The sequence below is a fragment of the Limnohabitans sp. Rim8 genome (genome assembly GCF_945901735.1).
Lineage (GTDB): Bacteria > Pseudomonadota > Gammaproteobacteria > Burkholderiales > Burkholderiaceae_C > Limnohabitans_A.
On the sequence record NZ_CAMDLM010000010.1, the window covers coordinates 62,655 to 86,948 of the forward strand.

The window sequence follows — 24,294 nt, forward strand, 5'->3', positions numbered from 1 at the left end:
CAACATGAGCGACACCCAACAACGCATCGACGAACTCGTCAAAGGCAACGACATCACCCTGTTCATGAAAGGCAACGCCAACTTTCCCATGTGCGGTTTTTCGGGCCGTGCCATCCAACTGTTAAAAGCTTGCGGCGTGGACCCCAAGACGGTCAAAACCGTGAACGTGCTGGACGATGCCGAAATCCGCCAAGGCATCAAGGAATACAGCAACTGGCCCACCATCCCCCAGCTTTACGTCAAGGGTGAATTCATCGGCGGCTCGGACATCATGATGGAAATGTACGAGTCGGGTGAACTTCAGCAAGTGATCAACGGCCAGGCTTGATCGCCTCCCCCCCTTGCAAACAGCCACCTTCGGGTGGCTTTTTTGCGGGGAATTTATGGCCCATATGACCCGGGGTTCAGCCCTGGAGGGTCTGCGTTTTTGCCTCGTACTCGCGCCAGACCTGCGCAAGGTCTGCCTTGCGCCAGATGCGCTGGGCCAAGATGGTCAGCATCAGCGCGACCAGGGTCATCACGATCAGCCAGACGCCCTGGCGGTGGCCCCAGTGCTGCAACCATGCCCAGCGGTTGTCCACCTGCGTCATCCCTATCAACACCACAGGCGAAAAAAGCAAGACGCAGGTGAACAACAGCCGCCACCAGGTTTTGAATGCACCCATGAGACAGACCGCCAGCGCTGTGGCAACCCAAAAATCCACGGCCATGACGGGCAGGTACAAAGCCAGATGGGTCAAAATTTGCAAACCACTTTGGTCAGAAAAGAAAAATTGCTTGGCCCCATAAAACATGGCCCATCCCGGACAAAACCACATCGCGACAAATCGCAGGGTTGAGGTGATCAGGTTCAGGCCCAATTGACGACGCATTTGCCCACCGGGCGACAGCCAATAGCGCCAATGCCATTGGCTGGAGCGAAGCACGGGCAGCAAAAACAGACAGAGAAAACCTATCCGCCAAAGCTCGTAATACGTGATCTCACTGCCCCAGGGCTCCAGCATGCGAATGCTTCCAATTTGTTGGATCGGAAGCAGTGCAAATGTCACACCTAGCCCAAAGATCGCGCTCCAAGGCCTTCGCGCCAAATCACCCTGCTCAATGAATCCGGCACGCGCCACCAAGCGCCGAGCCCAGGCATCAAGTCGCCCACCCGGACCGGGAAGCCATGTCAACGCCGAGCGAGTTGGCGTCAACTGCCGACGTAACTGCCACACCCCAGCGCCCAGACCATAAGCCGCTGCCAGCAACCACACCCACAAGGGCGCATGCTGCCAGGCCCCCAACACTGGACCGGGCCAAAAAACGGTGAGCAGCCCACCCAGCAGGGGCACGGCCAGGTGCGCTGGATGCGCCACGCCCCACCAGGCATACACCGCACACACCCATACGGCGTGCCAAACGAGTGCCAGCAACAACACAACCCCCAACTCGGAGGGGTGGCTGTCGAACGCGGCGAGAAATGACACCCAAGCACCCATCAGCGTTGCCAAACCCAACAACAAGCCGGTCACCCACCAACCGTGAGCCATGTCATGCATACGTTGACTTACCTGATGTACAGGTACCACGCGCTTCACGAAGGTGTGCACGTCGCGCAGGCCTGCATGGGTGACACACACCGCAGCCAGACTGCTCAGAGTGCACAGCAAAAAGGCGAATTCAGCAGGGGCCGAATAACTGAAAATTGCGCACAGCAACGTGATCATGAACACCAGCAGCCACATCCAGACCAAGGCCTCGGGCGTTCTGCGCCACCGGCCTTTGGTAGGTACGGCTGGGGATTCGGTCGTGAGCCCCGATACCCGACGTGCACCGGCTTTCATGCGTTCAGCTCCAGAAACAGGTCGTCCAGGTTCAGCGCCCGTCCGTCGAAAGGTGCGCCAGGCAGGCGGGTGTCCACCAGCCACCGCCCATGCTCCGGTTGGCGACTTTGGAAGATTCCACCCAGAGGTGTCTCTGCTCCCTTGACTTGCACCAAACGTAAATGTTCGGTCAGTGCATCCCATTCGTCCATGAGTTGGATGCGGCCTTCGCGCATGAAAGCCACATGGGTGACCACGCGCTCCAGATCGGTCAAGAGGTGGCTACTGATGATGACGGTGCGCGGGCTCTCGCTGCCGCGTTGCTCGAACAATGCCCGCATGAAGGCACGACGCGTCATCGGGTCAAGGCTGGCGACAGGCTCGTCCAGAATCAGGATGTCCGGGTCGTGCCCCAGCGCCAGCACCACGCTGAGTTTTTGTTGATCACCCAGTGACAAGTCTTTGGCCTTGGTGTGCAGAGGCAAATCCAATTGAGCTGCGAGCGCATAGGCATGCGCCTGGTCCCAGCGCGCATAAAGACTGCCGATGCGTTCAAAGTGCGCATCACCCGTCAACCAGTCAAACAAATCCGGGGTTTGCGCCACATAGCCCAGACGTTCACGCACGCTGTCGCTCAGGTCGGTGCTGAGGCAGCCATCCAGTTTGCAAAAACCCTTGTCCGGAACCGTCAGACCCACCAGGTTGCGCAGCAAGGTGCTTTTGCCCGCACCGTTGCGACCGACCAAGCCCAGCACAGCCCCCTCGGGCACATCCAGGCTGATCTGATTCAGCACGGTTTTGCGTTGATAAACATGCTGCACGGCATGGGCGCTGATGATGGGCTCATTCATGGTGTCTCCTCCTGATGTGTTTTTTTCAAGCATTCTTCGAACTGCGCCAATGCGGCCTGCGCCGTCAGGCCCAGCTGCCGGGCTTGCTGTGCTGCCGCTTTCAGGCTAGGGCGCAGCAGGTCTTGCGGCTGTACTTTGTCGCTTTGTTCGGAGTGGTTCGCCACCACCATGCCCATGCCGCGACGACGCTCCAACAGCCCTTCGGCCTCCAGAAGGCTGTAAGCCTTTGACACCGTCATGGGGTTGATCGTGTGCTGCTGCGCCATGGCGCGCACGCTGGGCAGCTCTTGACCCGGGACGATTACCCCTCCCGCTATCTGGCGGCGCACCTGATCGACGATCTGGCGGTAGATCGGCGTTGGGTCACTGGGGGCGATGCTGAAGATCATGTGCATTGGTGTATTACTTGAATAATACACAAAAACAAAACTTCAGTCTATTTTTTAAATTCTAAAGTACTCAATTTAATCTTCGGCATGCAACCACCCGCGCTGCGCCGCTTGAACGGCCTGCGGATAAACGTTCTGTCCGCGTGTACCGTTGTAGCGACCCAGCGCCATGAAGGTGTCGCCCCGTTCGCGGTCCAGGTAGTGGCGCAGGATCACGCAGCCAAAACGCAAGTTGGTCTGCATGTGAAACAGGCGGCTGTCGTCGCCATCGCCGATCAAGCGTGCCCAAAACGGCATGACCTGCATGTAGCCACGTGCCCCAGCGCTGGAGATGGCGTATTTTCGAAACGCACTTTCCACCTGCACCACGCCCAGCACCAGCGACAGCGGCAGGCCTGCCCTGCGGGCTTCATACCAAAGGGTTTGCAAAAATTCTTGCCGCTCGGTGGGGGGGTTTTTGTAGCGCGACAGGCGTTGGCTGCTGGCCGCTTGCCACTGCGCATAGGCCTGCTGATCAGCGGCGGTGGGCAGCAGGGGTTGAGGGGGTGCTGCCGCCGCCACCGCCGCGCTCAGGGCCGAACGCACGGCGTGCGACAGGGGCTCTTCGATTTGCCGTCCAGCATGGACCGGCCCGACAGGTAAAAAAGTCCCACACAGACTGAGCAAACAAGCCCGGCGGCTGGGCAAGACCGGGCGTGTCATGGACCCAGGCGTGCGGCTCAGGGGGCCAACCGCGCCTTGAGGTGACCCAGGATGTCGGCCACCGCCACTTTGCTGGACTCGGCGTCGCGCCGGTGCTGGTACTCGACCAGACCGTCTTTCAAGCCCTTGTCACCAATCGTGATGCGGTGCGGCACGCCGATCAATTCCCAGTCGGCAAACATGGCACCGGGGCGCTCGCCACGGTCGTCCAAGATCACGTCGACCCCGTCGACCAGCAAGGCGGCATAGATGCGTTCGGCTTCCAGCTTGACGGCTTCGCTGCGGTCCATGCCGATGGGGCAGATCACCAATGTGAACGGGGCAATGGCGTCGGGCCAGATGATGCCGCGCTCGTCGTGGTTTTGCTCGATGGCGGCGGCGGGCAGGCGCGTGATGCCGATGCCGTAACAGCCCATCTCCAAGAACTGCGGCTTGCCGTTCTCGTCCAGGAAGGTGGCGTTCATGGTCTTGGAGTATTTGGTGCCCAAATAGAAGACATGGCCCACCTCGATGCCGCGCTCAATGGCCAGCTCACCTTGACCGTCGGGCGACTTGTCACCCGCCACCACGTTGCGGATGTCGGCCACCAATGCAGGCTCAGGCAGGTCACGGCCCCAGTTGACGCCGGTGATGTGGCAGTCTTCTTCGTTGGCGCCGCAAATCCAATCGGCCATAACGGCCACGTCGCGGTCGGCCACCAGGTGGACGGGCTGCTTCAAGTTCAAGGGACCCAGGTAACCGGGTTTGCAACCAAAGTGGTCTTCGATCTCGCTCAGCGTGGCGAAGCGGAAACCGCCTTCCATGCCAGGCAGCTTGCCGACTTTGACTTCGTTCATGTCGTGGTCGCCGCGCAAGAGCAACAGCCAGACTTGCGACTTGACGATCTCGCCTTGTTCGTTCAGGGTGTCGGTGGCCAGCACCAAGGATTTGACGGTGGTGGACAGGGGCACATTCAGCAAAGCGGCCACATCTTCGCAGGTGCTCTTGCCGGGCGTGGGGGTCTTGGTCAGCGCTTGGGCTGCTGCGCCACGTGGCTGACTGGGGGCCAGGGCTTCGGCTTTTTCGATGTTGGCAGCGTAGCTGCTGCTGGGGCAGTACACGATGGCGTCTTCGCCAGTGGCGGCGATCACCTGGAACTCTTCGGACAAATCGCCCCCGATGGCCCCGCTGTCAGCGGCCACGGCGCGGTAGGTCAGGCCAAATCGGTCGAAAATCTTCCGGTAAGCCCCGGCCATCACCTGGTAACTGGCCTTGGCGCTCACCACGTCGCGGTCAAAGCTGTAGGCGTCCTTCATGGTGAACTCGCGGCCACGCATCAGGCCAAAACGCGGACGGCGCTCGTCGCGGAATTTGGTCTGGATTTGGTAGAAGTTTTTAGGCAGCTGCTTGTAGCTGCGTACTTCCTGGCGCACCACGTCGGTCACCACCTCTTCACTGGTTGGCTGGATCACAAAGTCGCGGCCGTGGCGGTCCTTGATGCGCAGCAATTCGGGGCCCATCTTGTCAAAGCGGCCGGTCTCTTGCCACAACTCGGCGGGCTGCACCACAGGCATGGTCATCTCGATGGCACCGGCGCGGTTCATTTCTTCGCGCACGATGGCCTCGACTTTGCGGATCACGCGCAAACCCATGGGCATGTAGTTGTAGATGCCCGCACCCAGCTTTTTGATCATGCCGGCGCGGGTCATCAGTTTGTGGCTGACCACCTCGGCGTCGGCTGGGGCTTCTTTGAGGGTGGATATGAGGAACTGGGAGGCTTTCATCGCGGCGGGCTAACTCAGCAGGGGGATCAGGGAAACATCCAAGAGCATGCGCCGGTGCGGCGTGCATAATGGACACAATTTAAAAATTTGAGGTTGATTATGCTTGACCGTGAAGGCTTTAGGCCCAACGTCGGCATCATTCTGCTCAACCAGAGAAACCAGGTTTTCTGGGGCAAGCGCATCAGAACCCACAGCTGGCAATTTCCGCAAGGCGGCATCGATCGGGGCGAAAGTCCCGAGCAGGCCATGTTCCGCGAACTGCATGAAGAAGTGGGGCTCCAACCGGAGCATGTGCGCATCGTGGCCCGAACCCGCGACTGGTTGCGTTATGAGGTGCCGGACCGCTTCATCCGACGGGATGCACGCGGCTTTTACAAGGGCCAGAAACAAATCTGGTACCTGCTGCAGATGGTCACACACGACCACCACCTGAACTTGCGTGCCACCGACCACCCCGAGTTTGACGCTTGGCGTTGGAACGACTATTGGGTGCCGCTCGATGTGGTGGTGGAGTTCAAGCGTGGCGTGTACGAAATGGCGCTGACTGAACTGGCCCGCTACCTGCCTCGGCAAGAGCGTCAAAACCGCTATTTGCGTGGCGGCAACCGGGGTCCACGTGATCACGGCATGGACCACGATCACGGCGAGATGCAGCCTCCCCAGCACATGGAGTTGCCCCCGGGCGCCAGCTTCGACCCGAACCCGCAAGGCTGACCCATCTGGCGATGGGCTGACTCCCCCCCTTGGCTTCAGCGGCTCAGGATCATGTTGTCCCGGTGCACCATCTCGGGCTCGGCGGTGTAACCCAGCAAGGCCTCGTAGTCGTGTGAGGGCTTGCGGCACAGCAAGCGGGCTTCAGCGCTGGCGTAGTTGGCCAAGCCTCGGGCAATTTCTGCACCTTGCTCGTCCCGGATGGCGATCACGTCCCCGCGCGAAAAATCACCCGCGACGCCCGTCATGCCGATGGGCAGCAAACTCTTGCCTTCGGTCAGCACTTTGTGCGCTGCACCTGCATCCACCGTGACCGAGCCGCGCAACTGCAGGTGGTCGGCCATCCATTGTTTGCGCGCTTGCTGTTTGGCCGTCTGGGCCACCAGCAAAGTGCCCATGTTGTCACCTTGACTCAAGCGCAGCAGCGCATCGGGTTCGCGCCCCCAGGCAATCACAGTGGACGCGCCCGAACCGGCAGCACGCTTGGCTGCCAGGATTTTGGTGATCATGCCGCCCCGCCCAATGCTGGAGCCCGCACCGCCCGCCATGGCTTCCAGGGCCGGATCACCGGCATGAGCCTCATGCACGAAGGTGGCCGAGGGGTCTTTGCGCGGGTCGGCGGTGTACAAACCTTTTTGGTCGGTCAGGATGATCAGCAAATCGGCTTCGATCAGGTTGGCCACCAACGCCCCCAAGGTGTCGTTGTCGCCAAACTTGATCTCGTCGTTGACCACCGTATCGTTTTCATTGATCACAGGCAGCACGCGGTGCTGGAGCAAGGTGAGCAAAGTCGAGCGGGCGTTGAGGTAGCGCTCGCGGTCGGCCAGATCGGCATGCGTGAGCAAGACTTGGGCGCTGCCCATGCCGTTTTCGCGCAGCTTGGTTTCGTACATTTGCGCCAGGCCCATCTGGCCCACAGCGGCAGCGGCCTGCAAGGCAGGGACTTCGCTCGGGCGGGTGGTCCAGCCTAGGCGCTTCATGCCTTCAGCAATCGCACCACTGGAGACCATGACCACCTCTTTGCCTTGGGCGCTGAGCAGCGCCATCTGGCGGCACCACTCGCCAATCGCACCCTCGTCCAGGCCACGCCCTTCGTTCGTCACCAGGCTGGAGCCGACTTTGACGACGATGCGGCGCGCGTCGCGCAACAGGTTGGAAACGGCGGCAGAAGTCATGCTGGGGATTGACTGGGCGTGAAGAAAAGAGGGCAAATTTAGGCGCACGCCACCGAATCAGTCCGCATCAGACGGCAGCGGCTTGAAACGCGGGTCATCGGCATCCGGCTCTTGCGGCTTGTCCTGCTCGGTGAAGCGGGGGTCAATTTCCACAATGCCCTGCTCGATGATTTGCTGGGCACGGATGTGTTTGTAGATTTCCTTGATCAGCGGCTCGCAACCTTCGCGGGTCAAGGCCGAGATCTGGAAAACCGGCCCTTTGTAGCGCATGCGTTTGATGAAATCTTTCACCCGCGCCTCTCGCTCCTCGGTCGGCACCATGTCCAGCTTGTTCAGCACCAGCCAGCGGGGCTTGTTGTACAAACCGGAATCGTATTTTTTAAGCTCCGCCACGATGGCCTTGGCCTGCTGCACCGGATCGACGTTCTCGTCAAATGGCGCAAAGTCAACCACGTGCAAGAGCAAACGGGTGCGCTGCAAATGGCGCAGGAACAAATGGCCCAAGCCAGCGCCTTCCGAAGCGCCTTCGATCAAGCCCGGCACATCGGCCACCACAAAGCTTTGCTCGGGGCCGACGCGCACCACACCCAAGTTGGGATGCAAGGTGGTGAAGGGGTAATCGGCGATTTTGGGGCGGGCGTTGGAGACGGCCGCGATGAAAGTGGACTTGCCCGCGTTGGGCATGCCCAGCAGACCGACATCGGCCAGCACTTTCAATTCGAGTTTGAGCTCTTTCTTCTCCCCCAACCAGCCAGGCGTTTTTTGGCGCGGTGCGCGGTTGATCGCGCTTTTGAAGCGCATGTTGCCAAAGCCCCCATCACCACCCTTGGCGATCATGATGGTTTCACCTGGGACCAGCAGCTCATACAGCACTTCGCCGGTTTCGGCGTCGGTGATGATGGTGCCCACCGGCATTTTGAGTGTGACGTCGTCACCCGCCGCCCCAAACATGTCCGAGCCCATGCCGTGCTGGCCGCGCTTGGCCTCGTGGCGGCGCGAATAACGGTAATCGACCAGGGTGTTCAGGTTGATGTCTGCAAAAGCGAAGACGTGCCCACCACGCCCGCCATCGCCCCCGTTGGGGCCACCGAATTCTTTGTACTTTTCATGGCGGAACGAGACGCAGCCGTTCCCGCCGTCACCTGCGGAGATGTCAATATAGGCTTCGTCAACGAACTTCATGGGGTATCCAGTGTAGCGGTGGGCCCGAGGTCAAAAGGTCTGCGGGCCAGAATGCGAAAAGCCCCGGCTTGCGGGGCTCCTCTTCGCCATGGGCGCAACGGGCTTAAACAGCCGGTGTCACGTTGACCATGTGCTTGCTCAGTTCGCCTTTGGTCGAGAACGACACATGGCCGTCCACCAGGGCAAACAAAGTGTGGTCTTTGCCGATGCCAACATTGCTGCCAGCATGAAACTTGGTGCCGCGTTGACGAACGATGATTGCGCCAGCGCTGATCAGTTCACCACCGAAAGCCTTGACGCCGAGCATTTTTGGCTTGGAATCACGTCCGTTGCGCGTAGAGCCGCCGCCTTTTTTCTGTGCCATGACCTATTCTCCTCAGGCAGCGATTGCACCGATTTGCAGTTCTGTGAACTGCTGGCGGTGACCCTGACGTTTCTGATAGTGCTTGCGACGGCGCATCTTGAAGATGTGCACTTTGTCGTGCTTGCCATGTGCCAACACGGTGACTGTGACTGTTGCGCCGGACACCAGGGGCGTGCCAATCTTCAGGTCTGCGCCGTTGCCGACTGCGAGAACTTGATCAATCACGATTTCCTGGCCAACGTCCGCAGCGATCTGTTCTACTTTAATTTTTTCGCCAGCGGCAACACGATACTGTTTGCCACCGGTTTTTATGACTGCGTACATAAATGACCTCTTTGAATGGAAGTTTCCAAGGGCTTATCCCCAAGGAACCTGCGATTGTAGCACGGCCACCCATGAATGGCAAATCCGAAGCGTTGTCCAGTGCACTTGTTTCAGGGGGCCAAGCGCGACGATCTCTATAATCTCAACTCGCACTGAGTGCGTTTTATTCCACCCGCCTCGGCTCCGCCGAGCTCCCCAGTCGGATCCTCCATTTGTCTGCTTCAGAAAACAGCACCTCAGCCGTTCTTGAACTGGTGGCCCCAGACATGGCCAGGGTCGACCACGTCATTGCCCAGCGCCTCGATTCCGGTGTGCCTTTGGTCGCAGAGGTGGCACGGTACATCATTTCAGCCGGAGGCAAGCGCCTGCGCCCGGTCCTGCTGCTGCTCACTTGCGGGGCCTTGGGCTACACCGGTGGCCAGCGCCACAACCTGGCGGCCGTAGTCGAATTCATCCACACCGCCACCTTGCTGCACGACGATGTGGTGGACGAGTCCACCCTCAGGCGCGGCAGGCCCACGGCGAATGAACGCTTTGGCAACCCGGCCAGCGTTCTTGTGGGTGACTTTTTGTATTCGCGCGCATTCCAAATGATGGTCGATGCGGGCAGCATGCGCATCATGCAAACCCTGGCCGATGCCACCAACGTGATTGCCGAAGGCGAAGTGCTGCAACTGATGAACATGCACGATGCCTCGCTGGACGAAGAAGGCTATTTGCGCGTGATTCGCTTCAAAACTGCCAAGTTGTTCGAAGCCAGCGCCCGTCTGGGCGCCATCCTGGCGGGCAGCTCTTCAGACATTGAAGCCGCGTGCGCTGATTACGGTCAGGCCTTGGGAACTGCCTTTCAGGTGATCGACGATGTGCTCGACTACGACGGCAATGCCACGGAGATGGGCAAAAACCTGGGTGATGACCTGCGCGAAGGCAAGGCCACCTTGCCTTTGATTCTGGCCATTCAGCGCGGCAACGCCTCACAAAGCCAAACCGTGCGCGAAGCCATTGAAACCGGCAGCGTGGAACGGCTGACCGACATCGTGGCCATCGTGCGTGAAACCGGAGCCCTGGAAGCCACCCGGGATGCCGCCGCCGCCGAGGCCCAAAGGGCCATCGATGCAGCACTCCAGTTGCCAAACAACGCCCACCGTCAGGCCATGGTGCTGCTGGCATCGCAGCTGCTTGCTCGACGCACCTGAGCTGAGCGCCCGGCAAAAATGAACATGACGTATTTCAAAATATCCACTAGGGTGCTCATCGCCTTGTCCTGCGTTTTGGCAGCCCCTGGCACAGCTGCGCCCAAATGGGAAGTCATCGTTTTGAACGATCAAGGCATGTTCTACATCGATGCCAATTCCATCCAGCAAGAAGCGGGTCGTAAGCTTGTTTGGAGTGCGATCGATTACAAAAAAACTCAATCGACCGCTGAGGGCAAGCCTTATCTGTCGGTCCAAACTCAACTGATGATCAACTGCAAAGCCAAAATGGCTCGCGTGATGCATTTGACTCACTACAGTGGTGCCATGTTGACAGGCAAGGTGATCGGTCGCCAAGGCATGCTGCACGATTGGATGGACATCGATCCCACATCGGCCATTCACAAAATCGCACGACGGGTCTGCTGAAATACCCAAATTCAGGCACCAGACTCTGCTCTGAATGAACTTACCTCTGCTAACGGCGTGTGGACGCTGGTTGTGGGATTGAAATTCTTGAGAAAACCGAACTTCTCCATGTCAACCCAAAGGCGCGTGCGGATCTAGCGCTTGTCACTTTGGTGATGCGTCGGGTCAATTGACTTGTGTGATAGTGATTTTTCTTCCTGTTCGGCATGGTCAGGAGGTCACAACCACAAGGAGACTTCATGCGTTTGATACCTCAAAAATGGCGCCAAATCTGCGCCTCTGGATTGCTGGGCCTGGTGACGCTGGCGCTTCACCCCGCAACCCTGGCGCAGTCCTACCCCAGCAAACCCATCAAAATGATCGTGCCGTTCCCTGCAGGAGGCACCACCGACATTGTTGCCCGTATCGTGGCGCAAAAAATGAGCGAATCCATGGGCCAACCCGTCACGGTGGACAACCGGGGCGGAGCGGGTGGCGCAATCGGTGCCGACCTGATGGCCAAAGCGGCCCCCGATGGTTACACCATCTTGATGCACAACCTGTCGTTTCCGCTGGCCTCAGTGGCGCAAGCTCTGGCCAACCGTTCGCCCTTCAATGTGGACACCGACTTTGCAGGGGTGTCGATCGCCGTGTATGTGCCTTTTGTCTGGACGGCCAGTCCCAGCGTACCCGCCAAAGACCTGAAAGAGCTGGCCAACTTGTTGCGCAGCAACCCTGCGCTGCAGTACAACTATGGGTCGACAGGTCCGGGCTCCACCATGCACGTCTTGGGTGAGGCCTTCAAAAAAGAAGGCAAAGTCAATATCACCCACATTCCGTTCAAGGGCGCGGCCCCCCTTAAGCAGGAGTTGCTAGCGGGTCGACTCCAAGTCGGTGGCGATCAGTTGTCTTCCTCCCTGGCCGAGATCAAGGCCGGTACCCTGAAGGCCATTGCCACGACGGCATCCAAACGCATCCCGGGCCTGCCCGATGTGCCCACTGTCAGGGAGTTGGGCTTTCCCAACCTTGAACTGGAAGGCTGGAACGGTGTGTTCGCCCCAGCCAAAACGCCCAAGGACATCATTGAACGGCTGAACAAGGAAGTGATCGCCGCAGTGCGCCACCCCGATGTGGTCAAGCGCCTGAACGATCTAGGTGCCGAGGGCGTGGGCTCAACACCGGCCGAGCAAGACGCCATGCTGCGCCGGCAGATGGACCAGTTCCGCGCCATCATCCGGGAAATGCGCCTCGAGTGAAGTCCTCATCCCAGTGGCTGCGCCAGAATCAGGCGCGGCCACCTTGGGTCAACCACCACACCAGCAGCTCTGAACAATCTTTCGCATCCAGCCCGCTCTGTGCGGCAGCTTCGAATTTTTGCAGGGCCAAAGCCGTCAGGGGCAAGTTCTTACGCATCGCCGATCCCAAGTCCAGCATGGACTGCATATCTTTGCGCATCGTCGCCACATTGACGGTGACCTGATCACTTTTTTGCTGACTCAGGGTCTTGGCAATCATGCCGCCACGCACCTTGAGCATGTTGGGCCCACCCGATGAGTCAGACAGGATATCGATCACGCGCTGGGGGTCGAGGCCCAGGGGTTCAACCAAAGAAAGTGCCTCGCCCAAAGTTTGCCAATACACCATCAATGGCAAATTGACAGCCAGTTTCATGGTGGCGCCCGCACCGTGTGGCCCCACATGCTCCACTCGGCGGCACATCCCGTCGAGCAAAGCCTGGACTTTTTGCAAGTCCTGCGCATCGCCACCGACAAAGCCCAACAATTTGCCCTCTTTGGCGGGCCCCACGCTACCGCCCACCGGACACTCCAAAAACCGGGCTTGGACCGCTTGCGCACGCTGAGCCATTTCTTGCGGCTTGGCAGGGCGAACGGTGCTCATGTCGATGAACACCTTGTCATGAACTTTACCCGCAAGCAAACCCGATGCCGAACCATAAACGTCGTCGAGCGCCGCCTCATTGGTCAGCAAAGTGATGACCACATCGACCGACTCAGCCAAGGCTTTGGGTGATTCAGCCCACTGAGCCCCTGTGACCACCAAGGACTGGGCTCGCTCGGCGGTGCGGTTCCAAACCGTCACGGGCATGCCCAGTGACAACAACCGCGACCCAATCGCTGCGCCCATCTTGCCGATGCCTGCAATACCCACGTGCATGTTTGTCTCCTGTTGTCCAGTTCAATGGCCTTGATTTTGAGGGAAATGCGAAAGACTCACTGCAACAGAGGTCCTTGACGCGTCGCTTTTTCAGTCGTCTCTCGCCCTTGGCAAGACACAACACGACCCGCAAAGTCCATTTAAATAGATTTACAAATAACACACCTAGTCCCATGATTTACCATTTTAGTTACCAACAAATGGACGGTACATCATGGATTCTGCTCCGACACGCCCGCCACTGACTGGGCACGATGACGCCCCAGTGGTCAGCTACGTTCAAAAACTGCTGGAGCAGGCGGTGGCGCTCAAGGCCTCTGACCTGCACTTTGAGCCTTATGAACACCAGTACCGGGTACGCATGCGCATCGATGGAGAACTGCGCGAGGTGGCCTCACCGCACATGGCCCTTAAAGACCGGTTGGCATCGCGCATCAAAGTGATGTCACGCCTGGACATTGCCGAAAAGCGCCTGCCGCAAGACGGCCGCATGAAACTGCAATTGGCCCAAGGGCGGGAGCTGGACTTGCGTGTCAGCACCTTGCCCACCTTGTTTGGTGAAAAACTGGTGATTCGGGTGCTGGACTCCGCGCAGTCTCAACTGGACTTGAGCCTTCTGGGCTACGAAGCAGAAGACCTCGATCGCTTGCAGGCCGCTATCCGCGCACCGCACGGGTTGGTGCTGGTGACAGGCCCCACCGGCTCGGGCAAGACGCAATCCTTGTACGCCTGTCTGAACCTGCTGAACACGCCCGAAGTGAACATCGCCACGGTGGAAGACCCCTGTGAAATCCAGCTCGCGGGCATCAATCAGGTCAATGTGCAGGACAAACCCGGCCTGAGCTTTGCCGTGGCCTTGCGTGCTTTTTTGCGCCAAGATCCGGACATTTTGATGGTCGGTGAAGTGCGCGATCTGGAGACCGCCAATATCGCCATCCAGGCTGCGCAAACCGGGCACCTTGTGCTCTCGACCTTGCACACCAACGACGCCCCGGCCACCTTGGTGCGCTTGCGCAACATGGGCACTGCCCCCTACAACATCGCTGCCAGTGTGAGCTTGATCACGGCGCAACGCCTGGTGCGCTGCCTGTGCACGCACTGCAAGCGCGCGGCCAGCGTGCCCGCTGTGATTTGGCACAAAGCAGGTTGGCCGCCCAGTCTGCACTTAGCAGACCCCGTGCCGGTGTTCGAGCCCGAGGGTTGCCCGCAGTGCCACAAAGGCTTTGCCGGGCGAACCGGGATTTTCCAGGTCATGACCGTCAGCGCCGAGATGCAGCAACTGGTTTTGCATGAAGCTGGGATACAAGAGATGGCGCGCCAAGCCCGAAGCGAAGGGGTGAGCAGCTTGCGCATGGCCGGCTTGCGCAAAGTGCTGCAGGGCATCACCTCATTGGACGAGGTGCTGGCCGCCACGCGAGAAAGCGCATGAGTGCCCTGCCGGCGGCCCGCGCCACAACGGTCTTTCGCTGGAGCGGCCGCGACCATCAAGGCCGTGCCCAAAGCGGTCAAATTCAGGCCCTGAACGCCGACTTGGCCCGGGCTCAGCTGCGCAGGCAGGGGCTACAAAAAGTGCAGCTTCAGCGCCTGTGGTGGTCGCCGCCGGATACCGTCAAAGCCAAAGACCTGGCCGTCATGACGCGCCAATGGGCGGCCATGCTGCGCGCAGGCGTGCCCGTCGTGCAGGCACTGGCCATGCTGTGCCGCAGCATGAGCGCCAAAGGTCTGGTGCTCGTGATGACCCGTGTGCGCAGCGATGTCGAAGCCGGCGTGGCCCTGCACGACGCCCTGGCCAAACACCCGAAACAATTCAGCGGCCTGTATGTGCACATGGTGCAAGCCGGCGAAGCCGCCGGGATTCTGGACACGATGATGGAGCGGCTGTCTTTGACGCTGGAAAAAAACGAGGCAATGCGCTCCAAAATTCGTTCGGCCTTGATGTACCCCATCGCGGTGATGGCCGTGGCCTTGGGTATTTTGGTGCTGATTCTGGTGCTGGTGGTGCCGGTTTTCCAGGACGTGTTCCAGTCCTTTGGGGCCGAATTGCCCTTGGCCACGCAACTGGTGGTCGGCATGAGCTACGCACTGGTGCGGGCCTGGCCTGCGGCCCTGCCTTTGGCGCTGTTGCTGCTGTGGGCAGCACAACACAACAGCCCAGCAGCCAGCCGCATGCGGCAATGGCTGGCTCGGTGGTGGCTGCGCTGGCCAGTGCTTGGGCCGCTGCTGACCACGGCGGTGGTGGCGCGTTGGGCTCAGACCCTGTCGGCCTTGCTGGCTGCGGGCGTGCCCTTGACCGAAGCCTTAGGGCCTACAGCCCAAGCGTGCGATCATGCAGTTTTTGCGCGCACCACATTGCAAATCCAGCGCCAGGTGGTGCAGGGCCAAAGTTTGAGTGAGAGCATGGACCAAAGCGGGCGTTTTCCGGCGATGATCGTGCAGTTGTGCGCCACAGGTGAAGAAACCGGGGCCTTGGACAGCTTGCTCAGCCGTGCCGGTAGCCTGATGGAAAGCGCGCTCGACGACCAGGTCAATGGCCTGAGCAGTTTGCTGGAGCCGCTGATCATCGTGGTACTCGGCGGCTTCATTGGGGCCATTTTGGTGGCCATGTACCTACCTATTTTCAGTTTGGGGCAAGTTTTTTGACATGAACGACAGCGTTTTGGCACTCGGCCTGGCGGCTTTGCTGGGGTTGATGATCGGCAGTTTCTTGAATGTGGTGATCCACCGCTTGCCGCTCATGCTGCAAGCGCAGTGGGACACCCCGCCAGACGAGGCCCCACCGAGCTCACCCCCCTTCAATCTGGCTGTGCCTCGTTCGCACTGCCCACACTGCCAACACGCCTTGGCTTGGCACGAGAACATTCCGCTACTGAGTTTCATTCGACTGCGCGGCCGATGCGCCCACTGCCAAGCTCAAATTGCTTGGCGATACCCGGCCATTGAATTGGTTACATCTGCCCTGTTCATGTGGGCAGCAGCCGCACACGGCTTGGGTTTTCAGGCGCTTGTCTGGGCGGGATTTGCAGCCGCCTTGGTGGCGCTGGCCGCCATCGATGCCGACACGCGCTTGCTGCCCGACGCCATCACCCAACCCCTGGCATGGGCGGGTTTGATTGCCACCAGTCTGGGGTTGACCGGCATCGGCCTGAATGAAGCCCTTTGGGGTGCCGCTGCTGGCTACCTGTTTCTGTGGACGGTCTACTGGTTGTTCAAAGCCGTGACCGGCAAGGAGGGCATGGGTCAAGGCGACTTCAAACTGCTGGCCGCCCTGGGGGCTTGGCTGGGCTGGCCCGCGTTCCTGTCCTTGATCTTGATCGCCTCTTTTTCCGGGATGATCGGCGGCCTCTGGCTCAAAATGCGGGGTCAATTGGCGGACAATGGCCAGTTGGCTTTCGGGCCTTTTTTGGTGTTGGCAGGTTTGTGGATCATGATTTTGGGCCCCCTGCCCTGGTTTTTGATCTGAATGTCCATGACACATCGCACTTGGCGCTTTGGCCTGACCGGCGGCATTGGCAGCGGCAAAAGCACCGTGGCGGGCTTTTTGGCGCGGCGCGGCGCCGCCATCATCGACGCCGATGCCATTTCTCGCAGCCTCACGGCCCCAGGTGGCCAGGCCATGGCGGCCATCGTCCGCACCTTTGGTCACGAGGTGCTCAACCCGGACGGCGCCATGAACCGCCAGGCCATGCGCGATCGCATCTTCCGTGACCCGCGAGCCAAACGCCAACTCGAACACATCATCCATCCCCTGGTCAGCCAGATCACGAACGTGCAAGCGCAAGCGGCCGTGCAAAGTGGTCACCATGTCTTGGTGTTTGATGTGCCCTTGCTGGTGGAGTCGGGTGAGCGTTGGCGCAAACAGGTGGACCGGGTGATCGTGGTGGACTGCGATACCGAGACCCAAAAGCAAAGGGTCATGGCCCGCAGTGGCCTGGCCAGCGAAGAGGTCGAACGCATCATGGCTCAACAAGCCTCGCGTTCACAGCGTCTGGCCTGCGCCGATACCGTTCTCTTCAATCAAGGCCTTGGTTTTAATGATTTAGAGACCCGGGTGGCTCAGCTTGCCGCCGACTTCGGGCTATGATGGCGTGATTGGAAAATGCCGCGTGATACTGTACGAATACCCATTTAATGAACGCATTCGCACCTATTTGCGACTGCAGCAGCTGTTTTCCCGCTTGGGTCAACTGGTCGGGCGCGATCAGGCTCTGGACCACCATTTTGCCTTGATCACCCTGTTTGAAATCATGGAGGTGGGGGGCCGATCGGAACTCAAGTCCGAGGTACTCAAAGACCTTGAGCGGCAAAAGCAAGTTTATAGCGCTTACAGGGGGAATCCCGCCATTTCCGAAAAAGCGCTGGACGGGCTGATTGCGCAACTCGATCACCTCTTTGAAGCCCTCAATCATGTGACAGGGAAAATGGGCCAAAACTTAGCGGACCATGATTTCCTGATGGCCCTCAGAAGCCGTGTGGCCATCCCGGGGGGTACTTGCGAATTTGATTTGCCCGCCTATCACGCTTGGCAGCACCATGCTGCAAGCAGCCGTGCCCGTGATTTGCAACAATGGATTTTGCCTTTTGCGCCTTGGGCTCAAGCCATTGAGCAGTTGTTGCAAATGCTGCGCGAATCGGGCTCGAGCCAAAAAGTCATGGCCACTTCAGGTCAGTTGCAACAAAACCTGCCCCAAGGGCGAAGCTTTCAGCTGCTGCGCCTGAAGATCGACCCCTCCTTGGGTTTGACGCCCGAGATCAGTTGTAATCGCTTGCTGGTGGTCATTCGCATGCTGCGCCAGCAAAGCGACGGCAAATTGGTGGCCACGACCGATGACGTGCCCTTCGAGATGACCTTGTGCGCATGAGCGTCGTGAACCCACCTGAATCTTTCAAACCACGCCACGTGCGCTGTCCTGCCTGTGCAGGCCTGAGCCTTTACAGCCCCGCCAACCCTTACCGCCCGTTTTGCAGCGGCCGCTGCAAAGGCGTGGACTTGGGGGCCTGGGCCAGCGAAGAATTCAAACTGCCCGACGAGACCCCGCCCGACGAGACTTTTGGCGATCCACGCCTGCAGTGACGTGAAGCTCAGGCGTGCGTCTGGCCTGTGAATTGCCGCTCTTGCGCCAACCAAGTCAACACGGGGATGGTGCCCGGCAGCACAGGCACCACGGCCACAGGCAAGGTCTGCCAAGCGTGTGATTGCCCTTCACGCATTTGCAACTCGCCTTGCCACGCCCACACCTTGCAAAAATGGAGCCGTACCAAGGCGTGAGGGTAATCGACCATTTGGGTTTTCCAGACTTGTGGCGGGCCGATGGTGATGCCCAGCTCTTCTTGCAGTTCTCGGCGCAGCGCTTGCTCGACCGACTCGCCCGCTTCAAGTTTGCCGCCCGGGAATTCCCAATAGCCTGCATACACTTTGCCTTCGGGGCGCGAGGTCAGTAAAAACTGGCCATCGGATTGCAGCAACACACCCACCGCCACATCGACCACGGCGCGCTCGGCCTGGCCCTTTGCCAGGTCTAGCCGTACCCGCTCACCGTCTGCGACCAGCAGGCCTGCGCTCATGCGCGGTCCGATTGGCGGCCCATCATGTCTCGGGCAAACTGGTAAGCCACACGGCCGCTGCGTGAGCCGCGCTCCAAAGCCCAGAGCAGCGCATCGGGGCGCGCCGCATCGATTTGCGTGGGTGTGGCGCCCAAAGCGCTGAGCCATTGGCCTGCAATGGTCAAATACTCGTCTTGTGAGAAGGGATAGAAACTGATCCACAGGCCAAAGCGCTCTGACAGAGAGATCTTCTCTTCCACGCCTTCACCCGGGTGCACTTCGCCGTCGTCGGTGTGCTTGTAGGTGAGGTTCTCGCTCATGTACTCAGGCAACAAATGGCGGCGGTTGCTGGTCGCGTACACCAGCACATTGGGGGTCGAGGCGGCCACGGTGCCGTCCAAAATGGACTTGAGCGCCTTGTAGCCCGGCTCACCGTCTTCAAAGCTCAGGTCGTCGCAGTACACAATGAACTTTTCATCCCGCCCGGCCACCACTTCGATGATGTCGGGCAAATCGGTCAGGTCTTCCTTGTCCACCTCGATCAGGCGCAAGCCTTGCGGTGCATAGGTGTTCAGACAGGCCTTGATGAGCGAGGATTTGCCGGTGCCGCGTGCGCCCGTGAGCAGCACATTGTTGGCCGGATGGCCATGCACAAACTGTTCGGTGTTGCGCTGCAGCTTTTCTTTTTGGTCGTCGATTTCCTTGAGGTCAGCCAGCGTCATGGCCGCCACATGGCGCACCGGCTCCAGCACACCATGGCCTGAAGAGCGCTTGCGGTAGCGCCAGGCAATGGCTTGCGTCCAGTCAGGGGCCGACAGGGGTTGGGGCAAGACCGACTCGATGCGGTCCACCAACTGGCTGACTTTGGCCAAAAGTTGATCCAGAGGTGAGGAAGCAGGAGAGTTCATGAACGGTAATCCGCGTTGATGGTGACGTAATCGTGGCTCAGATCGCACGTCCACACAGTGTCGCTGGCCGTGCCCCGGCCCAGGCCCACGCGCACGGTGATTTCGCTGCCCTTCATGACGCGCTGGCCGTCTTCTTCGCGGTATTCGGCGCGGCGACCACCTTGCGAGACCACATGCACGTCGTCCAGGTGCAGCTCGATCAGGCCTTGGTCCAAATCATCGATGCCCGCATAACCCACGGCGGCCAGAATACGGCCCAGGTTCGGGTCACTGGCAAAGAAGGCGGTCTTGACCAGCGGCGAATGCGCGATCGCATAAGCCACCTGGCGGCATTCCTCGGCCGTGCGGCCGCCTTCGATCAGCACGGTGATGAACTTGGTGGCGCCTTCGCCATCGCGCACGATGGCGTGCGCCAACTGGCGGGCCACTTGCATCAAGCCCTGAAGCAAAGCCTGACCGTCGGCGCTGTCCAGCGACGTGATGGGGGGTTGCGCCGCCTTGTGCGTGGCGATCAACATGAAGGAGTCGTTGGTCGAGGTGTCGCCGTCGATGGTGATGCGGTTGAACGAACCATCGGCCAGTTGCTTGGCCAGCGCAGGCAACAAGGCCGGGGCGATGCAGGCATCGGTGGCCACAAAGCCCAGCATGGTGGCCATGTTGGGGCGGATCATGCCAGCACCTTTGCTGATGCCGGTGATGCTGACGGTCTTGCCACCCACTTGCACCTGCGCGCTGGCGGCTTTGGGCACGGTGTCGGTGGTCATGATGCCTTGTGCAGCCTCGGCCCAGTGGGCGGCTTGCGCATCGGTCAGCGCAGCAGGCAGGCCAGCCACGATGCGGTCCACCGGCAGCGGCTCCATGATCACACCCGTCGAAAACGGCAGCACTTGCGCAGGCGTACAGCGCAGCAAGCTGGCCAAGGCCTCACAAGTCTGGTGGGCATGGGCCAAGCCCGGTGCACCCGTGCCCGCATTGGCGTTGCCGGTGTTGATGACCAAGGCGCGCACGGCGCTGCCCGCGGCCAGGTGCTCACGGCAGACCTGCACAGGGGCGGCGCAAAAACGGTTGCGGGTGAACACACCCGCCACGCTGGTGCCTTCGTCCAGCAAAAACACCGTGAGGTCTTTTCGGTTGGCTTTGCGCACACCTGCTTGCGCGATGCCGATGCGCACGCCAGCGATGGGTTTGAGTTGTGCCGAATCAAGGGGGGGCAGGTTCACGGGCATGTCGGTCCTTCACAAAAGCAGGGTTTCACAGCACAAGCGGGGCAGCTCAAAGAAAACGGGCCGAAGCCCGTTTCATAAGCTCCGCCTTTTCAGGCGAGCTTGCCGTGGCATTGTTTGAATTTTTTGCCACTGCCACAAGGGCAAGGCTCGTTGCGCCCCACCTGGCCCCAGGTGCTGGCCAAATCGGCCAGCCCACCGGCAGCTGCAGCGGCTCCGGCAGCATGCAACTGTGGCTGTCCTGTTTCATCCGGGGCACTGTAAGTCACATTGCTGATCTGTTCAGCCCGCTCCTCAATGGCTTGGGCTGCTTGCTGTATTTGGTCGCCTGAATCGATGCGCACCATCATCAAAGTCTTGGTGACTTCGTTTTTCACAGCGTCGAGCAATTGGCCAAACAACTCAAAGGCCTCACGCTTGTATTCCTGCTTGGGTTGCTTTTGCGCATAGCCCCGCAGGTGGATGCCCTGACGCAGGTAGTCCAAAGCGCTCAAGTGTTCGCGCCAGTGGGTGTCGATGCTCTGCAACAAAATCATGCGTTCAAAGGACACGAAACTCTCGGCCCCCACTTGGTCGAGCTTGGACTGAAACTGTGCATGGGCAGCCGTCACGACCGTCTCCAGCAGGTCTTCGTCCGAAATAGCGCTGGAAGCTTGGACCTTGCCTTGCAAATCCAGCGTCATGCTCCACTCTTCAGCCAGCACTTTTTCCAGAGCCGGCAGATCCCATTGCTCTTCGACCGACTCGACCGGGACAAACTGGCGCACCAGATCGGTGAAGCACCCTTCGCGCAGGGCCGTGATCTGGGTGTGCATGTCTTGGGCATCCAGAATGTCATTGCGCTGCTGGTAAATCACCCTGCGCTGGTCATTGGACACGTCGTCGTATTCGAGCAGCTGTTTACGGACGTCAAAGTTGCGCGCCTCTACCTTGCGCTGGGCACTTTCAATGCTGCGGGTGACGATTCCCGCTTCGATCGCCTCGCCTTCGGGCATCTTCAGCCGGTCCATGATGGAGCGCACACGGTCACCCGCAAAAATGCGCATCAACGGGTCGTCCAGACTCAGGTAAAAGCGTGAAGAACCGGGGTCGCCTTGGCGGCCCGAACGGCCGCGCAGCTGGTTGTCGATGCGGCGTGACTCATGACGCTCAGTCGCGATGATGCGCAAGCCGCCCAAGGACTTGACCTGCTCATGCACGACTTTCCATTGCTCGCGCAGCTGAGCCACTTTTTCATGGCGGACCCCCTCTGGCAGGTTCGCATCTTCTTCAATGGCCTGCACGTCTTTTTCAATGTTTCCACCGAGCACGATGTCGGTGCCACGACCGGCCATGTTGGTGGCGATCGTGATCATGCCGGGTCGTCCGGCCTGGGCCACGATGTCCGCCTCGCGGGCGTGCTGTTTGGCGTTGAGCACCTGGTGTGGCAGCTTTTGCTGCGCCAGCAGTTGCGCAATCAGCTCTGAGTTTTCGATCGAGGTGGTGCCCACCAGCACCGGCTGGCCTCTCTCAAAGCATTCGCGGATGTCCGCAATGGCCGCGGTGTAACGTTCTTGCGAGGTTTTGTACACCCGGTCCAGCTGGTCTTCGCGTTGGCTCTTGCGGTGCGGCGGAATCACCATGGTCTCCAGCCCATAGATTTCCTGGAACTCGTAGGCCTCTGTGTCGGCCGTGCCCGTCATGCCACCGATTTTGTTGTACAAGCGGAAATAGTTCTGGAAGGTGATGGAGGCCAGCGTCTGGTTTTCGGCCTGGATTTGCACACCCTCTTTGGCCTCCACCGCCTGATGCAAGCCATCACTCCAGCGGCGGCCCGTCATCAGACGGCCGGTGAATTCGTCGACGATGATGATCTCGCCTTCCTGCACCACATAGTGTTGATCGCGGTGGTAAAGGTGTCGCGCACGCAAAGCAGCGCTCAAGTGGTGCATCAGCGTGATGTTGGCCGGGTCGTAAAGGCTCGTGCCTGCTGGGATCAATCCCATTTGCGCGAGCACGGCTTCGGCTTTTTCATGGCCGTCTTCGGTCAAGAAAACCTGGTGCGATTTTTCATCGACCGTGAAGTCGCCGGGTGTGATGATGCCCTCGCCCGTGCGAGGGTCGGCCTCGCCTTCTTGGCGGGTGAGCAGTGGCACGACCTGGTTCATCGCCAAGTAAGTGGCCGTGTGGTCTTCAGCCTGACCACTGATGATCAAGGGCGTACGGGCCTCATCGATCAAAATAGAGTCAACCTCGTCCACGATGGCGTAGTTGAGCGGGCGCTGCACACGGTCATGGGCTTCGTAGACCATGTTGTCGCGCAAGTAATCGAAACCGTATTCGTTGTTCGTGCCGTAGGTGATGTCAGCGTTGTAAGCGGCTTGTTTGTCTTCTCGCGGCATTTGCGGCAAATTAATGCCCACCTTGAGGCCCAGGAAGTTGTAGAGCTTGCCCATCCATGTGGCATCACGGCTGGCCAGGTAGTCGTTCACCGTGACCACATGCACGCCCTTGCCTGCGATGGCGTTGAGGTAGGCCGGCAGCGTAGAGGTCAGGGTTTTGCCCTCACCCGTGCCCATCTCGGCAATCTTGCCATTGTGCAAGGCGATGCCACCGGCGAGCTGCACATCGAAGTGGCGCATCTTCATGACCCGCTTGGAGCCCTCACGCACCACTGCAAAAGCCTCGGGCAATAAGGTATCCAGGCTCTCACCCGTGGCAGCACGATCACGGAAATTTTGGGTTTTGGCCCTCAGCTCATCGTCGCTCAGGCTCTCAAGTCCAGCCTCCATGGCGTTGATGCGCTCGACGGTTTTGCGGTATTGCTTGAGCAAGCGGTCGTTGCGACTGCCGAAAATCTTGGTGAGGAATGGGATGGCCATGTCAATTAGATCCACATTCAGCACAGAGGCTGAAAAACAGACCGTCTATCCTGTCTGGTTAAAAGTTTCATGAAATCCAGGCCCGCCAGGCACATCACCCAGCCAACCCGACAAGCCACCTAAGGGCAACCTGTATAACCGGATGATTTTAGCCGCTTGACCAGCCCTCTTAGAAAGCCTTTTCATGGCACTGTGCCGAGGCTGCACGCCTTGCCAGATAATCGAGTCCAAAGACTCGCCATGCAAAGACGCCACCAAGCCATTCCCCTGCAACAAGCCGCCCAAGAGTCGCCCACCTTTTCACTGCTGATGGGACGGGTGCGCGATTCTTCTGATCGCCTGCAAGCCATTCGCAGTTTGCTGCCTGCGCCTTTGCGCGCCAGCATCCAAGCCGGCCCCATTGAAGATGGCGCCTGGTGTCTGCTGGTGAGCTCAAACGCCGTGGCCGCCAAGCTGCGTCAATTGCTGCCCGCCTTGCAAGCCCACCTCAATGGCCAAGGTTTGGGGGTGTCTTCGATCCGCATCAAGGTGCAAAATCGATGAGGCCCCACCGTTTTCAGCTGCAAGTTTTGTGCGCAAAAAAGCCCTGACTTTTGAGGGTCAGGGCTGATATTTTGGTGCCGCTTGTCGGATTCGAACTGACGACCTACCGCTTACAAGGCGGGTGCTCTACCAACTGAGCTAAAGCGGCACGGGCTGAATTTTAACGTGCTACGAAG

General features: G+C 59.6%; 25 protein-coding genes, 1 tRNA gene and 2 pseudogenes. 12 read left to right on the forward strand and 16 right to left on the reverse strand.

From position 1 onward, the window contains the following. Positions 1–4: 4 nt before the first annotated feature. A complete protein-coding gene (gene grxD / locus Q0O99_RS06990; RefSeq protein ID WP_090043594.1) occupies positions 5–328 on the forward strand; it encodes a Grx4 family monothiol glutaredoxin in 324 nt (107 codons plus the stop codon). A gap of 76 nt (positions 329–404) precedes the next feature. Here the strand turns inward: grxD and Q0O99_RS06995 are convergent, their stop codons facing one another. From Q0O99_RS06995 to Q0O99_RS07015, 5 genes are all read right to left on the reverse strand, one after another. After that, positions 405–1,826: a hypothetical protein gene (locus Q0O99_RS06995; RefSeq protein ID WP_293749869.1), complete on the reverse strand. Its 1,422-nt coding sequence runs from the start codon at positions 1,824–1,826 to the stop codon at positions 405–407. After that, positions 1,823–2,656, reverse strand: a complete 834-nt coding sequence (locus Q0O99_RS07000; protein WP_293749871.1) for an ABC transporter ATP-binding protein — start codon at positions 2,654–2,656, stop codon at positions 1,823–1,825. The genes Q0O99_RS06995 and Q0O99_RS07000 overlap by 4 nt, the downstream gene beginning before the upstream one ends. After that, a complete protein-coding gene (locus Q0O99_RS07005) occupies positions 2,653–3,051 on the reverse strand; it encodes a GntR family transcriptional regulator (protein ID WP_293749873.1) in 399 nt (132 codons plus the stop codon). Before Q0O99_RS07005 ends, Q0O99_RS07000 begins: the two co-directional genes overlap by 4 nt. A 69-nt stretch (positions 3,052–3,120) precedes the next feature. After that, entirely contained in the window at positions 3,121–3,747 is a 627-nt protein-coding gene (locus Q0O99_RS07010) for a lytic transglycosylase domain-containing protein (protein WP_293749875.1), read from the reverse strand. 17 nt (positions 3,748–3,764) lie between these two features. Then, positions 3,765–5,510, reverse strand: coding sequence for a proline--tRNA ligase (locus tag Q0O99_RS07015; protein ID WP_293749877.1), 1,746 nt, complete (start codon positions 5,508–5,510; stop codon positions 3,765–3,767). Positions 5,511–5,609: 99 nt separating this feature from the next. On the opposite strand from Q0O99_RS07015, the gene Q0O99_RS07020 reads away from it, so the two are divergent. Continuing rightward, the gene (locus tag Q0O99_RS07020; protein ID WP_293749879.1) at positions 5,610–6,224 is read left to right on the forward strand and encodes an RNA pyrophosphohydrolase; all 615 of its coding nucleotides are present in this window, start codon (positions 5,610–5,612) and stop codon (positions 6,222–6,224) included. A gap of 35 nt (positions 6,225–6,259) precedes the next feature. Here the strand turns inward: Q0O99_RS07020 and proB are convergent, their stop codons facing one another. The 4 genes from proB to rplU all read right to left on the reverse strand — a co-directional run bounded on the left by proB (position 6,260) and on the right by rplU (position 9,266). Next, a complete protein-coding gene (gene proB, locus Q0O99_RS07025) occupies positions 6,260–7,396 on the reverse strand; it encodes a glutamate 5-kinase (RefSeq protein WP_293749881.1) in 1,137 nt (378 codons plus the stop codon). A 57-nt stretch (positions 7,397–7,453) separates the two neighbouring features. Beyond that, complete coding sequence (gene cgtA / locus Q0O99_RS07030; protein WP_293749882.1) at positions 7,454–8,578, reverse strand: Obg family GTPase CgtA; 1,125 nt, start codon at positions 8,576–8,578, stop codon at positions 7,454–7,456. A 103-nt stretch (positions 8,579–8,681) separates the two neighbouring features. Beyond that, positions 8,682–8,942, reverse strand: a complete 261-nt coding sequence (rpmA, locus tag Q0O99_RS07035; RefSeq protein ID WP_293749884.1) for a 50S ribosomal protein L27 — start codon at positions 8,940–8,942, stop codon at positions 8,682–8,684. A 12-nt stretch (positions 8,943–8,954) separates the two neighbouring features. After that, positions 8,955–9,266: a 50S ribosomal protein L21 gene (gene rplU / locus Q0O99_RS07040; protein ID WP_293749886.1), complete on the reverse strand. Its 312-nt coding sequence runs from the start codon at positions 9,264–9,266 to the stop codon at positions 8,955–8,957. Between the two features lie 212 nt (positions 9,267–9,478). On the opposite strand from rplU, the gene Q0O99_RS07045 reads away from it, so the two are divergent. From Q0O99_RS07045 to Q0O99_RS07055, 3 genes are all read left to right on the forward strand, one after another. Continuing rightward, entirely contained in the window at positions 9,479–10,462 is a 984-nt protein-coding gene (locus Q0O99_RS07045) for a polyprenyl synthetase family protein (protein WP_293749888.1), read from the forward strand. A gap of 24 nt (positions 10,463–10,486) precedes the next feature. Continuing rightward, positions 10,487–10,888 carry a surface-adhesin E family protein gene (locus tag Q0O99_RS07050; RefSeq protein ID WP_293749890.1) on the forward strand — a complete coding sequence of 134 codons (402 nt, stop codon included), beginning with the start codon at positions 10,487–10,489 and terminating at the stop codon, positions 10,886–10,888. Positions 10,889–11,127: 239 nt separating this feature from the next. After that, positions 11,128–12,123, forward strand: coding sequence for a tripartite tricarboxylate transporter substrate binding protein (locus Q0O99_RS07055; protein WP_293749892.1), 996 nt, complete (start codon positions 11,128–11,130; stop codon positions 12,121–12,123). Positions 12,124–12,151: 28 nt separating this feature from the next. Here Q0O99_RS07055 and Q0O99_RS07060 read toward each other — a convergent pair whose 3' ends face one another. Continuing rightward, the gene (locus Q0O99_RS07060) at positions 12,152–12,586 is read right to left on the reverse strand and encodes an NAD-binding protein (protein WP_293749963.1); all 435 of its coding nucleotides are present in this window, start codon (positions 12,584–12,586) and stop codon (positions 12,152–12,154) included. After that, positions 12,572–13,045: pseudogene (locus tag Q0O99_RS07065) on the reverse strand (NAD(P)-dependent oxidoreductase); the annotation flags it as partial. The pseudogene Q0O99_RS07065 and the gene Q0O99_RS07060, both read right to left, overlap by 15 nt. Positions 13,046–13,295: 250 nt before the next feature. Here Q0O99_RS07065 and Q0O99_RS07070 point away from each other — a divergent pair. The 6 genes and pseudogenes from Q0O99_RS07070 to Q0O99_RS07095 all read left to right on the forward strand — a co-directional run. Continuing rightward, positions 13,296–14,471: pseudogene (locus Q0O99_RS07070) on the forward strand (GspE/PulE family protein); the annotation flags it as partial. After that, on the forward strand, positions 14,468–15,682 hold the full coding sequence (locus tag Q0O99_RS07075) for a type II secretion system F family protein (RefSeq protein ID WP_293749893.1): 1,215 nt from the start codon (positions 14,468–14,470) through the stop codon (positions 15,680–15,682). The pseudogene Q0O99_RS07070 and the gene Q0O99_RS07075, both read left to right, overlap by 4 nt. A 1-nt stretch (position 15,683) precedes the next feature. Beyond that, the gene (locus tag Q0O99_RS07080) at positions 15,684–16,502 is read left to right on the forward strand and encodes an A24 family peptidase (RefSeq protein ID WP_293749895.1); all 819 of its coding nucleotides are present in this window, start codon (positions 15,684–15,686) and stop codon (positions 16,500–16,502) included. 6 nt (positions 16,503–16,508) lie between these two features. Further along, the gene (coaE, locus tag Q0O99_RS07085; protein WP_293749897.1) at positions 16,509–17,123 is read left to right on the forward strand and encodes a dephospho-CoA kinase; all 615 of its coding nucleotides are present in this window, start codon (positions 16,509–16,511) and stop codon (positions 17,121–17,123) included. Between the two features lie 22 nt (positions 17,124–17,145). After that, on the forward strand, positions 17,146–17,901 hold the full coding sequence (gene zapD / locus Q0O99_RS07090) for a cell division protein ZapD (RefSeq protein WP_293749898.1): 756 nt from the start codon (positions 17,146–17,148) through the stop codon (positions 17,899–17,901). After that, positions 17,898–18,113, forward strand: a complete 216-nt coding sequence (locus Q0O99_RS07095; RefSeq protein WP_293749900.1) for a DNA gyrase inhibitor YacG — start codon at positions 17,898–17,900, stop codon at positions 18,111–18,113. The genes zapD and Q0O99_RS07095 overlap by 4 nt, the downstream gene beginning before the upstream one ends. Positions 18,114–18,121: 8 nt before the next feature. On the opposite strand, the gene Q0O99_RS07100 is transcribed toward Q0O99_RS07095, so the two are convergent. The 4 genes from Q0O99_RS07100 to secA form a co-directional block, all read right to left on the reverse strand. Further along, the gene (locus Q0O99_RS07100; RefSeq protein ID WP_293749902.1) at positions 18,122–18,604 is read right to left on the reverse strand and encodes an NUDIX domain-containing protein; all 483 of its coding nucleotides are present in this window, start codon (positions 18,602–18,604) and stop codon (positions 18,122–18,124) included. After that, positions 18,601–19,491, reverse strand: a complete 891-nt coding sequence (locus tag Q0O99_RS07105; RefSeq protein WP_293749904.1) for an ATP-binding protein — start codon at positions 19,489–19,491, stop codon at positions 18,601–18,603. Before Q0O99_RS07105 ends, Q0O99_RS07100 begins: the two co-directional genes overlap by 4 nt. Beyond that, complete coding sequence (gene argJ / locus Q0O99_RS07110; protein ID WP_293749906.1) at positions 19,488–20,717, reverse strand: bifunctional glutamate N-acetyltransferase/amino-acid acetyltransferase ArgJ; 1,230 nt, start codon at positions 20,715–20,717, stop codon at positions 19,488–19,490. Before argJ ends, Q0O99_RS07105 begins: the two co-directional genes overlap by 4 nt. 89 nt (positions 20,718–20,806) lie before the next feature. Further along, a complete protein-coding gene (gene secA / locus Q0O99_RS07115) occupies positions 20,807–23,575 on the reverse strand; it encodes a preprotein translocase subunit SecA (RefSeq protein WP_293749907.1) in 2,769 nt (922 codons plus the stop codon). Between the two features lie 240 nt (positions 23,576–23,815). Between secA and Q0O99_RS07120 the strand changes: the two genes are divergently transcribed. Continuing rightward, positions 23,816–24,118 (forward strand): DciA family protein, encoded by a 303-nt coding sequence (locus Q0O99_RS07120; protein WP_293749909.1) that lies wholly within the window; start codon positions 23,816–23,818, stop codon positions 24,116–24,118. 72 nt (positions 24,119–24,190) lie between these two features. Here Q0O99_RS07120 and Q0O99_RS07125 read toward each other — a convergent pair. After that, positions 24,191–24,266: transfer RNA gene (locus Q0O99_RS07125), tRNA-Thr, on the reverse strand. Between the last annotated feature and the right edge of the window lie 28 nt (positions 24,267–24,294).